This window comes from Candidatus Chloroploca mongolica (assembly GCF_004762035.2).
Taxonomy (GTDB): domain Bacteria; phylum Chloroflexota; class Chloroflexia; order Chloroflexales; family Chloroflexaceae; genus Chloroploca; species Chloroploca mongolica.
In genome coordinates, this window is the sequence record NZ_SIJK02000023.1 from 5,410 (window position 1) to 18,581 (window position 13,172).

Consider the following 13,172-nt stretch of genomic DNA (forward strand, 5'->3'; position numbering starts at 1 on the left):
AGGAGCCAGCGTCGGTGTCTCCGTAGGAGCCAGCGTCGGTGTCTCCGTAGGAGCCAGCGTCGGTGTCTCCGTAGGAGCCGTCGTTATCGTGGATCTGGGTGTTTCTAAAACCGGTATTGTATTTGTTGCATTCACAGGTTGTATAGAAGAGGGGGCTGGCTCTGATGATTCGGCTACACGAGAGTTGCTTGAAGGCCATATAAGTATCATGAAGAAAATCATGCCAGTCACTATAATTGCTATTTGTGTATCATGGCTATTCTCAATTAATTTAGCAAAATTAGGAAGCTTTGACAATGGTTGAAAGGAGTAAAACAAAGGAAGGAGGCCTAATATTCCCGTGACAAATCCAATATAACCAAGAACTTCTGAATAAGGAGACAGATACCGATAAAGCAATATCGAAAGCAGTATAAGATCAACAACTAGAAAAACTAAGAAGATACGAGTTCTTGCTTGCATACTATTCCTCATAGATCTCAGTTCACAACATTAATCTGTTGTGAACTAGTAAACTTCTCACTCTGAATTTTGTATAGCATCTATGTAACCATACTGTAACCAAAGTGATGTCCTAAACTTATTGAGCGTTTTGCGGTGTAGCTTGCGGCCCAACATGAAGTAGACAGCGATTCAGCGGCCTAGATGAGCCTTACCCGTTCTATACCGCGATTATACCATCTAAATCTGCTCTGTATAGTGCGACGCCGCACGGTCGCCGCCTAGCCACGATCCTGGTCGGTGCTAGGCCCACTACTGTTCAAAGAAGCTCACGCGAAGGCACGAAGGCGCGAATGGGTCGCTCACGTACACGAAAAACGGTGCGCCGTTGCGTCAAAACAAGCGCCTTCTTTGCATAGTGCGACGCCGCACGTTTGCCGCCTAGCCACGATCCTGGAAAGAAGCTCACGCGAAGGCGCGAAGGGTTCGCTCACGTGCGCGAAAAACGTTGAAAACCGTGCGCCTTTGCGTCAAAACAAGCGCCTTCTTTGCAGGGTCTTGGTGCGAGGCCGCTTCTTCGCTCGTCGAGCGTGGTTGCCCGCACCGCTGGCAGCGGGTGCGGTCGGTCGATGACGGGCGGTGGTTGCACGGGGTGTTGGGCTGCGGGGATGGCAAAATGCAATGCTTACTCTTCTGCAATCGAACGTGTTGCCCTTCCGATCGTCCGCAGATTACGCAGATTACGCAGATGCGGAAGCGCTAATCTGCGTAATCTGCGTAATCTGCGGACACTATCAAACCCTCCTGGGATGTTGCATCAGCCCTGCTGCATAATCAGCATCCTCCTCGGATCGTAACTTTTATCCGCTCGCAGACGTTTTATTGTGTAGGTTCCCTTGACATCACCGTGCCCGTGTCGCATACTTACGCCGACGTAGCCCAATGTAGAAGGACGCGCATGGCCCCCAGCATTACCCCACACGAGTTCGTTGCGAAGTGGTCTGGCGATACGCGCAAAGAGCGCAGTGTGAGTCAGGAGCACTTTATTGATCTCTGTCGCCTGGTCGGCCACGAGACGCCGGGCGAGAATAGGGATGGGACGCTGGTTTTTGAAGCGGGCGCGGCGAAGAGTGCGGGTGGTCAAGGGTGGGCTGATGTTTGGAAGAAAGGCCACTTTGGCTGGGAGTATAAGGGGCCGCGTGCTGACCTGGGCAAGGCGTTTCAGCAACTCCAGCAGTACCGCGACTCGCTCCAGAACCCGCCATTGCTGGTGGTTTCCGATATTCAGACCATCGTTATTCATACCAATTTTGTCAATACGGTTAAGCAGACGCAGACGCTCGCGTTGGCCGATCTGGAGACGCTTGAAGGCTTGCAAATGCTCCGCAAGGTCTTCTTTCACCCGTATGCGCTTGAGCCAACGCTGACGATTCAGCAGGTTACGGAAGCAGCCGCAGCTGAGTTTGCCCGGCTTGCTGATTTGCTCCGTCGTTATGGTGAACAGCCCCAGGCGATTGCCCATTACTTGATTCGCTTGCTGTTTTGCCTCTTTGCCGAGGACGTAGGCTTGCTCCCGGATGGAATCTTCACCCGGATTATTCATGCGACCCGTCACAAAGCGCCTGCCTTTACCGCGCAGATCAAGGCGCTCTTTGGGGCGATGGCAACCGGCGGCTACTTTGGCACCGACGAGATTAAGAACTTCAATGGTGGGCTGTTTGAGGATGATACGGCGCTGCCGCTTGATAGCGATGGCTTGCACATTCTTGAGCGGGTCAGCGCCCTTGACTGGTCGGCTATCGAGCCGTCGATCTTTGGCACGTTGTTTGAACGCAGTCTTGACCCGGCGAAGCGGTCGCAGCTTGGGGCGCATTACACGAGCCGCGACGACATTATGCTCATTGTTGAACCGGTGCTGATGCTTCCCTTGCGCCGCAGATGGGCCGAGGTTGAGGCGATGGCACGTGAGCTTGCGGCACAACGTGATGCGGCCAGTGGCGCAAAGCGCAATCGGCTTGAGAATGAGCTCATCCGCCTGCTGATGGCCTTTGCGGATGAACTGTCGCGTGTTCGCGTGCTCGACCCGGCCTGCGGGTCGGGCAACTTCCTCTACGTTGCCTTGAAGCAACTGCTCGACCTCGAGAAGCAGGTGATCAACCTGGGGGCTGATCTGGGCCTGACCCGCATGCTGCCTAGCGTTGGTCCCGAGCAACTCTATGGCATCGAGATCAACGAGCTTGCGCATGAACTTGCGCAGGTGACCGTCTGGATCGGCTATATCCAGTGGCACAAAGACAACGGCTTTGCCGAGTTGAAAGAGCCGATCCTCCAGCCGCTCGAAACGATCAAGCGTATGGACGCGATCCTGGCTTTTGACGAGACCGGCAAGCCGGTAGAACCAGAATGGCCCGAGGCTGAGGTGATCATTGGCAACCCGCCGTTTTTGGGTGGTAAGCGGCTACGCACCGAGATGGGCGATACCTACGTGGATCAGATCTTTGCGCTCTACGATGGGCGCGTGCCCCGCGAAGCCGATCTGGTGACCTATTGGTTTGAGCGATCACGGGCGGTTATTACTCAAGGCACCGTCAAGCGGGCGGGGCTCCTGGCAACTAACTCCATTCGGCAGCAACAGAACCGGCTTATCCTTGAGCGCATTAATGCCAAGGGTGGTATTTTCATGGCTTGGAGCGATCGCCCTTGGGTTCTTGATGGAGCTGCAGTTCGTGTCTCGATGGTTGGATTTGATGGTGGCGAGGAACCGGATCGTGTTTTGAACGGTACTGCTGTAGCGAGCATCAACGCCGACCTAACAAGCAATCTCAATTTTACGCTAGCTCGCCGTCTTACTGAGAATAGTGGACTAATCTTCATGGGTGACACCAAAGGCGGCTCGTTTGACCTCACCCCCGACCAGGCAGAGCAACTGCTCAGCGCCCCGCTCAACCCGAATGGCAGACCGAACAGTGATGTGGTGCGCCCATGGGTGAATGGTCTGGATATCACCCGCCGACCACGGGGCATGTTTATTGTTGATTTTGGCGTTAATATGCCCGAGGCCGAAGCTGCTATCTACGAGCTACCGTTTGCCCATATCGAGCGCGAGGTTAAGCCTGAGCGTCTGAAGAACAATCGCGTCGCCTATCGAGAGCGCTGGTGGATTCATGTGGAACCGCGACCAGCCTTGCGAAAAGCGATGGCTAGGCTTTCTCGCTGCGTTGCGACAGTTATTGTGGCCAAGCATCGCCTCTTTGCTTGGATTTCCTCCGACGTGATACCCGACCACCGTCTTTTTGTATTTTCACGGGATGACGACTACTTCCTGGGGGTACTCCACAGTCGATCCCATGAGCTATGGTCGCTTCGTATGGGGTCTACACTAGAAGATCGCCCATCTTACTCCTCTGCGACATGCTTCGAAACCTTCCCCTTCCCCTGGCCGCCAGGCCAAGAGCCCCTTGATGATCCCCGCATCACCGCGATCAGCGAGGCTGCACAGCGGCTCGTCGCGCAGCGCGATGCCTGGCTGAACCCGCCTGACGTGACCGAGGCCGAGCTCAAGCAGCGCACGCTCACCAAGCTCTACAACCAGCGCCCGCCCTGGCTTGACCAGGCGCACAAGGAACTCGACCAGGCTGTCTGTGATGCCTATGGCTGGCCGCATGATCTGAGCGACGAGGCGATCTTGGCGCGGCTGTTGGCGTTGAATCTCGAGCGGGCGGCAAAGCAGGGTGATGCAGCGGCTGGCGCCGTGGAGACGCATACCGACGACAAGGAGTAAGCACCTGTGCCTGTGCCCGACTTTCAACTGATGATGCTTCCCCTGCTCCAGATTGCCAGCGATGGACAGGAGCACACCATTAGCGCAGCCATCGAAACGCTGGCGCAACAGTTCCACTTGTCGGACGATGACCGACGCGAAATGCTCCCCAGCGGGAAGCAGTCGAAATTATCCAACCGCGTCGGATGGGCAGCAACGTATCTGCGCAAGACGAAACTGTTGGAGAGCACCGGACGGGGCAAATTCCGCATCACCAGCCGGGGAACGAACGAACTGAAGCTCACCCCTGAGCGGATAGACCTCCGCTATTTGGCAAAGTACCCCGAGTTAGCAGACTTCCGAGGTGACCCACAGCCAGGTGGCTGCAGCAACGGGACAGAGGCACATGCGGGCCTGACTGCGGTGGAGGAAACCAGCCAGACCCCGCGTGAAGTGCTTGAGGCAAGCTACCTTCTGATACGCCGTGAGATAGCCCAGGAGCTTCTGGAGCGGATCAAAGCCCAGCCACCAACCTTCTTCGAGAAGTTAGTGGTTGACCTCTTGGTGGCGATGGGTTATGGCGGCTCACACAAAGACGCGGGGCAAGCCATTGGCCGGAGCGGTGACGGCGGGATCGATGGCGTGATCAAGGAAGACCGGCTCGGCCTTGACTTCATCTACCTCCAGGCAAAGCGGTGGGAAGGGACGGTTGGCCGTCCCGTCGTACAGGCGTTTGCTGGGGCGCTAGAGGAGCAAAAAGCAAGACGCGGCGTGCTCATCACAACGTCGAGCTTCTCTCAAGACGCCCAGAAGTACGTAGGGCGCATCGAAAAGCGCATTGTGCTCATTGACGGGGAACAGCTTGCTCAACTGATGATCGACTACAACGTCGGCGTCACTGAGGAACAGAGCTACACGGTCAAGAAGGTGGATGCTGATTACTTTGGGGAAGAGTGAGCAAGAAGTTGCCATGCCACAACTACTATAGGTATGGGACAGGTGCATGCATCAGTACCGGGTATCAAGAATGAGTCAGCGCCACAGTCTGTTATTGGCGACCCAGGTGCGGGTTAGCAGCATCAAGACCTCTACGTCGACACGCTGCATAGCAATCTCGATGCGACCTCCCAGGGGCGTCCAGCGCCGTTTATGAACGTTCATCACCAACTGAGGTCCCCGGCTCACCGCCGCCACGCCAAGCCGAGGCAGCGGTGCCGCAGCACGGATCGCCGCACCGCAGCGCCACGCAAGCCGGGAGCCGTGCCCACGCCCGCCCTCAGCGGAGGCGGGCGCGAGCGAACGAGCATGGTGCGATCCCAAGGATCACCCCTGTGCGGCATCAGAGCGCAGCGGCGGCGGTACGGGCACGGCGGCGCCGTGCCCCGCGCTGCCCGTGCCCCGCGCCGCCCGTACGGGCACGGCGGCGCCGTGCCCCAACAAAAAAATCGCGGATGTGGCGGGGGCAAACCCTTGACACCGTTGTCGCCCCAGAAGGAAACAGCAATGCAGCATACAGAATTCAGAAACCAGAATTCAGGACATCCGTGCGAACAAGGGGGGCCGCCACCACCCGACAACCCAGGTCGTCGTCCCAGAAGTAGGGATGGTACCAGTTCCGCGCCCCGCAGCGAACGCTTGTGCTACCATTCCGCCACGACCCACCGCGCAACGGCACATCACTTTTATCAGGTGTAAAGTCTTTCACCTCTTGGTCTGCCTGGCCTGGATAGCCCGCGTACCTGCTGCTGGTCCATTCATCGACATTGCCCGCCATATCCATCGCCCCGCACGCCGCCGCCCCTGCCGGACAACAGCCCACCGGGGCGGGGCGATCCAGGCGACTCCCGTCAGAGATCGCCAAATCCGGCGTTGGTGCTACGTCACCCCACGGATACGGACGCCGCTGGCTCTGCGCGTCATACGCCGTCGCCACTTCCCACTCCGCCTCGGTCGGTAAACGCAGTGTCCAGCCTGCCGGCAGCACGTCAGCCAGGCGCTCGCTCAGCCAGGCACAGAAGGCCGTCGCCTCGTACCAACTGACCCCGATCACCGGCTGATTGGCCCCGTTGAAATCAGCATCATCCCACCCCCACGGCTGCTGGTGCTGCTCCTGCTGCTTCCACCGCCAGCCCTTGGGCGTCCACCAGCGTTGCGCTGCGTCGCCATAGCCCTCAGCGACAAACGCAGCGTACTGGGCCACCGTGATCGGAGCGCGGGCAATCCAAAAGGCGGGGAGGGGTAGCGTGGCGGCAGGTTCATCGTCCTCCCACCCGCCGATCTGATAGCTTCCCGCTGGCACAAAGCACCAGTACCCCGCTGGCGGCCCAAACGTCGTACTCCGCTGGGCCAGTTCGGCGTGCCAGGCCTCGACCGTCACAGGGAAGCGCGGATCACCTAAATCGCCCAGCAGGAACCCGGCCCGCACCCGCTCCGCCACCGGCAGGGGTTGGTCGCGGTCGGCCAGCAGCGTCACCAACCCGTCACGCAGATCAGCCTGCAAGCCAGCGACATCCACCTGCTGCTCGGCCAGATACGTCCAGTCGCGATCAACGCCCACCTCCGCTGCCAGGATCAGATCGCGGTACCAGCGTGCAGGGGGTTTTGCCGCCCCCTGCTCACGCCGGTCAACCAGCACGCGCAGCACCTTCTCGACCAGAAACGGGTTCGTCGCCTGCACCACCCCCACTCCCAGGAAGAGCGGCTCGCGCCAGCGGTCGTCGCCCCGCCGCGCAAGCACCTGCGCGACCGGATCACGACTGAGCAGCATGTGCCGCCCGGCGCAGTGTTCTTGCAAGGTCAGGTGCGCAAAGACATAGCTCGTCGGCCCATCCGGGGCCAGCAACCCGCTCCGGTGTTCCATATAGTCGAGACAGCGCCCGGCGGCTCCCCAGGGTTCCGGGAGCTTGGCCGCCTCAAAAAACTCGATCAAGGCATCGCGGATCTGGCTCTTGCCCAGCCGCCCGCGCCCATCTTCCGACGACCCCGCCGCGTGCGCGTCATACGAGAGCCGGTCGAGCAGCGGGCGCAAGCGGGCGGTTGTCCAGTCCGGGCGGCCCAGCGCATCGGCCAAGTTCTGCCCGTCCCGCACTTTGTCCCACTCGCCCAGCAGCAATTCCAGAATTTGCTCGTAGAGCGCCGGGCGGTCACGGGGCAACGTACCGCGTCGAAAGAGCAACAAGGCCATCAAGGTCACGAGCAACGGCGAGGCCGCCATCGCCCGCAAGCGGGGACTTGCCGCAATCGTCGCGATCAGATCGTCGCTCAAGCCCGCTGCCTGGGCCTGGGCCAGATGCCCGTGCGCCACCAACTCCCCATACCAGGCCGGGACAAACGCCCGTACTTGGCCCAGCGTCAAGGGAGCCAACGTCGTCACTGGCCAGCCGAGGACGGCCTGCAAGTCGTCGGTGAACGCCCGCGTGCGACAGGTGACCACCATGCGTACCTGCGGATAGCGCGTCGCGAACGCCTGTACCGCGTGCAGCGTCGTGGCCCGCTCGGCAGCCTGCGCGGTCGGCTCCAGCAGCACTTCATCCAGCCCATCAAGCAGGAGGATCACCGCGCCGCGCACCAGCGCATCCGTCAGCAGATCCTCGGGCTGCGCCACCCCGTGCTCAGCAAGCGTCGCACGCAGCAGCGTCACCACCGTTTGCGCGTCCACCGTTGCCGTCGCCAGTGCTCCGGCCAGCCGACGCAGCGGCAGCAGCACTGGCAGCAGCGGTAGGGCCGCGTCCCACCCTGGCAAGGCTGTCGCCGGGTCAGCCTGATCCAACCCACGCCGCGCCAGCGCCCAGGCCAAATGGCGCACGAAAGTACTCTTGCCGCTGCCCGGATCGCCGAGCACGACCAGGCGTGGCTGATCAGCCAAGGCCTCGGTCGCCGCCTGCGCCCGCAGCAGCGTCAGCGGTGCCGCGTCATCCGCACGGCCACGCCCACGGACACTGCCCTCGGCCTCGTCCACCCTGGTCGCCAGCACCGCTGCCACCGGCAACACAAGCTCCGGATCGTAGGCTTCGGCAGGCTGGGTCAGTTCGTCATCGGCAAAGTAGGGCCGCAGCGCTTCCCGCGTACCCGTCGCCAATGGCAGGCGCGTCGTCGTCGCCAGCAGCACATAGACCCGCGCCAGATCCAAGCCCTGCGCCCCGGCCAATTGCGTATCCAGCCCCCGCAGCGGCAGGGCGCGCAGATCATTCGCCAGCGCATCGAGGTACCAGATCAACCGTCGGCGCTCGTCGTCACGCGGATCACGCCCGTAGATGATCGTGCCCAGGTTCACGCCGACGGTCGGGCCGTAGACGCGCCCGCCACTCACCATCACCTGGCCCTCGGTCGTGGCCGTGGCCCCTTGGCCGACCGCCACGGTGCTCTGGGTGAGATTGCCCGTGGTCAGCGTATCACCACCGCCCGCTGGCATCGCCGCGCCAAACACCTCGGCCTCGACGAACGCCGCTTGTGCCGGGGTCAGCGTGTCCATCGCCGCCAGTGCCGCCCGCGCCGCCGCCGCGCCCACCTGCGCATGCAGGGTACGCAGCGTTGTCATCACGCTGGCAAGCTCAGATTCGTCCATCGTCGCCTCGCTCGCTGGCGCCCGCCCCCCAGCCAATCAGGGGCGGGCGCGGTCAGATCGTGGGCCGCACCCTGATTATAGCATCCCCTTCAACTGGCGTGTCGGTATGCCAAACTGATATGCCATCAATAGCAGAGCAGAGTTCTTATTATGCACGTGTTGACATTTCAGATAAGCGCGTGCTACAGTTTGGATATACGGATAGCAAGATAGTAACTTAATCATCTCTAAAGCAAATTTTCGATTCTTTTTTGAGTCATTCAATTCGCCTTTCACAGAACCAAGTGTTACAACTGGTCACTGGAACCACAGTATTTCATCTATATGCTGCTGATATGAAAAGGTTCACTTTCCCTTTACCACAGATTGAAGAACAATAAGCAATCATTCATGTCTTGGAGGAAATAGACGCCGCGATCGCCGCGTTGGAGGCGAAGCTGGTCAAGGCCCGCCAGGTGAAGTAGGGGATGATGCAGGAGTTACTGACGGGTAAGACTCGTCTGGTATAAATACTGGTAAGCAACAATCAGATCTGGCAAAAGGGAGTCCACCTATGACTACGACCACACATCATCGCTCGACCCCGACCTACCTCCTCCCCGGCGGCCTCAGCCCGTTTCAAAACAAGCTGTACCGGCATCTCATTGACTGGAAATGGGCCCACGGTATCAAGGAGCCAGGCAAGTTTAGGAAGACCAACAAGGCCGGCGTCGTCGTTGAGTACCTGTATGACGCAATGCTTCCTGAAGATTTTGCGACCGAGCAGCGCTGGCCGCACCTCCACCCCGCTGCCGCAAGTCAGCTGCGGCGTCACATGGGCCGCAACAAGTTTCGCATCCACAACCACTTCTACCACATGGCCAGCTCTCAGGCGGCCAACCTCAACCTGTTCCTGCCACTGCTGATCCACCGTGACGCCGCAGCCATCTTGCGGGCGCTCCGGCCCGACTTCGCCAGCCTGGCAACCGATGCACTCGACAACGGCTACTGCGTCGAGTATTGGGGTGGCAACTTCGCTCCCTCCGGCGGCAAACTCAAAGATGCCAGCCCCCTGCGCGACAAGACCGCCCGCACCGGCACCGACGCCGACATCGCCATCGCCTACCGCAACCTCGCCGGAGAGCTCTGCCTCTGGCTGGTCGAACACAAGCTGACCGAGCAGGAATTCACAGCCTGCGGTGGCGCGAAGAGCAAAGGGCGCACCGCGCATCACAGCTGCGCCCATGGCCTCGGCGACATCCTGGCGGACAAGAGCCTCTGCTACTACCACGACGTCAACAAGTACGCCTACTGGGACATTACAGAGGCGAACCGTGAACTATTCGTCGGCCACGCCGCACACACCAGTTGCCCCTTCAAGGGCGGCATGAACCAACTCTGGCGCAATCTGCTCCTCGCTCGTGCCCTGGAGGCGCAGGGCGACTACAAGCACGTCTTCTTCTCGGTGGTGCGCCACCCGGACAACCACGCCCTTGACGGGTCGCTCAAGACGTTCCAGGAGCTGATCGGCGGCCACCCGAGCTTCTCGACCCTCACCTCGCGCGAGGTGGTGGTGGCAGCGGAGCGGCTCGACGACCCGGAGCTGAACGCGTGGGCGCAGTGGTACCGGGATCTGTACAAGGTCTAAAGCCCTCAACGTCAACATCAATGTCATCAAGGAGGTTCTGGATGAACAAGAAGACCCTGACTAGTCTGTTCGCCGAGTCGCTCTATCAAATCCCCGACTACCAGCGCGGCTACGCCTGGGAGGAGAAGCAGTGGAAGGACTTCATCCAGGATATTGACGCCCTCGTCGATGAAGAGGTGCGAGGTCACTACACTGGCACGGTGGTGGTCTACGCCGCTCGCAATGCCACATTTCAACCCTACGGGATCAAACATCTGAGGGTCGTCGATGTGGTGGACGGTCAGCAGCGCCTGACCACCGTCTGTCTCTACCTCGCAGTGATCATCCGTGCACTCGTGGACAGCGGCGATTCAGCGTATAAGGACGCCATCTCCGAATTCCTCTACTCGGGCGCAACGTGCAAGCTCACTCTCAATAATGATACCGACCATATCTTCTATGACCTTTTGAAAACGGGGCAGTCAAACATCCCACCGCAATCTCCGCATCAGCGGCGCCTCGTGACCGCCTGCGCTCGATTTCAGGGGCACATCGACCGACAGTTGGCAGCGCGAGGGGCTGAGGGGGTCGCCTACCTCAGAGATCTGTACCGCGCGATCACCCAGAAGCTCAACTTCACCTTCTATGAAATCGATGAGGTCTCAGAGATAGGCATGACCTTTGAGCTGATGAACTCGCGGGGCAAGAGCCTCTCAACCCTGGAGTTGCTCAAGAACTACCTCATGCATTGGGTCTCCCGCAACGAGAGCGAGCAGGCGCACCGGGATACGCTCACGAAAATCATCAACACCAGCTGGAAGGCCGCCTACACCAATCTTGGCCGCAGCGCCGGCAATGAGGATCAGTTCCTCCGCATCGCCTGGACGCTCTACTGTAGTGCTAATCCGAAGCAGTGGACTGGCTACGACGGCTTCAAGGACGACCAGTACATTCCCTTGCGCTCCTTTACCAAGCGCTCGAAGGAGTCGACCCGCGACTTTATCATCCGCTTCACCGAAGGTCTCGCCGAGCTTTCCAACCATTACGCCGCCATTATCAGCCCTCGGACGAGCAACAACGTTTCGGGCGAAGAACTGCGTTGGCTTACCAAGATTCATCACACCGGCAACATCGCCAACTTCCTACCGCTATTGGTGGCAGCCCACAAGTGCCACGTGGAGCAGAGCATTTCCGAGGGTGACTACATCGCGCTTCTCAAAGCCCTGGAGTGCTACGCCTACCGGGTTTTCCTCCACGCCACGCGCCGCAGCAATGCCGGTCGGACGATCTTCTTCCGCTGGGGACACGATCTGTTCAACGGCAAGCAATCTATCGACAGCCTTACCCGGCAAATCCACGGGCTAACTCGCCACTATGCGCCCGAAAAAGCCTTCCTCGCTGGCAACGCCGAGCCTGACTACTGGTATCGGACGCGTCACCTCCTGAAGTACACGCTGTTCGAGTACGAACTGCATCTGCTCAAGAAGGATGGCCACGGCATGGCTCCAAAGATCACTTGGTCTCAGCTAAGCGACGCCACCATTGAGCATATTCTGCCGCAATCCCCGGCTGCCCGCTCCCATTGGAGGAAGGTCTGGAGCGCCAAGGAGATCGAGCAATGTGTCCACGACATTGGTAATCTCGTACTGACACATGACAACTCTAGCTACAGCAACTTTGAATTCGACCGCAAGAGGGGGGCGATTGGGGTGAGACCAAGCTACAGCGACTCTGACATCCGGCAAGAGCGGGATCTAGGCTTCTACAAAGACTGGACACCGCAGGAGTTCCAGCAACGCCGCGCCACAATTGTCGCCTGGATCAACGAGCGATGGAAGACCGAGGGAGCCGAGGTCGAGCCGCTGCTGGCAGACGTCGACGAGGACGATGATGACGAGATCGCGTTACAGCCAGAGGCGGTAGACGTATGACCACCATCGGCAAACCCACCCGAGCGCGCCACCCAGGATCGCGTAATCAAGCTCTTCTACGACGAGTTAGGCTATCGCTACCTGGGAAATTGGAGTGAGCGCGACGGGAATAGCAATATCTAGGAGCAGTACCTGACCTCGTATCTGATTGGGCGGGGCTACACGCCAAACCAAGGGAGCACCGCCCTCTACCACCTCCGGAACGAGGCCGATAACCCCAACCGTAGCCTCTCCCAGTACAACCAGGCGGTGTACGCCCTGCTGCGCTACGGCGTTCCGGTGAAGATCGAGGCCAGGCAACTGACCGAGACGGTACACCTGATCGATTGGCAGCATCCTCAGCGCAACGACTTCTGGATCGCCGAAGAAGTGACGCTCAAGGGCAATCACGAGCGTCGCCCCGATATTGTGCTCTATGTGAATGGGATTGCGGTCGCGGTGCTGGAATTGAAGAATAGTCGGGTCAGTATTAGCGATGGTATTCGCCAGAATCTCTCTAATCAGCGCCCCGAATTCAATATGAGGACTGGGTATATTAACGGCCGCCACCCCATCGTCATTTCCGCGCAGAAGAGAACCCAGAGGCTGCTGAGCGAGTTCTTGCGCGCAACGCTTTTCTCATCTACGTCTCATCTTTCGGTGGCGGCAAAATATGGTACGATAAAAAAACATCTATGCGCTCTAACCCGTTCGTTCAACCCCTGGGTGAGACCACGCTGTCTCCTGAAACGTTTGTGTATCCGTATCGACCGAGATGAGTCAAGCTATCTGCGCCTCCACCTGTTCAGACATGCGTTGTGCCCCCTTCCTTCCCCTGTGCGGCTGACCGCTCGCGTCACTCTGTCGGTGTCATGCTGAACCGACGGTGGT

At 59.4% G+C, this 13,172-nt stretch carries 7 protein-coding genes; 6 read left to right on the top strand and 1 reads right to left on the bottom strand.

Annotated elements, in window-relative coordinates; all coding sequences use genetic code 11:
• The 3 genes from EYB53_RS13460 to EYB53_RS13470 form a co-directional block, all read left to right on the top strand.
• Positions 1-304 (top strand): hypothetical protein (locus EYB53_RS13460; protein ID WP_205712657.1); only part of this gene is annotated, 304 nt, incomplete at its 5' end.
• Positions 305-1,399: 1,095 nt separating this feature from the next.
• The gene (locus EYB53_RS13465) at positions 1,400-4,222 is read left to right on the top strand and encodes a class I SAM-dependent DNA methyltransferase (protein ID WP_205712658.1); all 2,823 of its coding nucleotides are present in this window, start codon (positions 1,400-1,402) and stop codon (positions 4,220-4,222) included.
• A gap of 6 nt (positions 4,223-4,228) precedes the next feature.
• Positions 4,229-5,158, top strand: a complete 930-nt coding sequence (locus tag EYB53_RS13470; RefSeq protein WP_135478725.1) for a restriction endonuclease — start codon at positions 4,229-4,231, stop codon at positions 5,156-5,158.
• Between the two features lie 562 nt (positions 5,159-5,720).
• On the opposite strand, the gene EYB53_RS13475 is transcribed toward EYB53_RS13470, so the two are convergent.
• Positions 5,721-8,765, bottom strand: coding sequence for an SUMF1/EgtB/PvdO family nonheme iron enzyme (locus EYB53_RS13475; RefSeq protein WP_135478730.1), 3,045 nt, complete (start codon positions 8,763-8,765; stop codon positions 5,721-5,723).
• A gap of 553 nt (positions 8,766-9,318) precedes the next feature.
• Here EYB53_RS13475 and EYB53_RS13480 point away from each other — a divergent pair.
• From EYB53_RS13480 to EYB53_RS26970, 3 genes are all read left to right on the top strand, one after another.
• The gene (locus EYB53_RS13480) at positions 9,319-10,392 is read left to right on the top strand and encodes a PGN_0703 family putative restriction endonuclease (RefSeq protein ID WP_135478732.1); all 1,074 of its coding nucleotides are present in this window, start codon (positions 9,319-9,321) and stop codon (positions 10,390-10,392) included.
• 41 nt (positions 10,393-10,433) lie between these two features.
• Entirely contained in the window at positions 10,434-12,302 is a 1,869-nt protein-coding gene (locus EYB53_RS13485; RefSeq protein ID WP_167857398.1) for a DUF262 domain-containing protein, read from the top strand.
• Positions 12,303-12,449: 147 nt separating this feature from the next.
• A complete protein-coding gene (locus EYB53_RS26970) occupies positions 12,450-13,160 on the top strand; it encodes a type I restriction endonuclease (RefSeq protein ID WP_503827066.1) in 711 nt (236 codons plus the stop codon).
• The last annotated feature ends 12 nt before the right edge of the window (positions 13,161-13,172 follow it).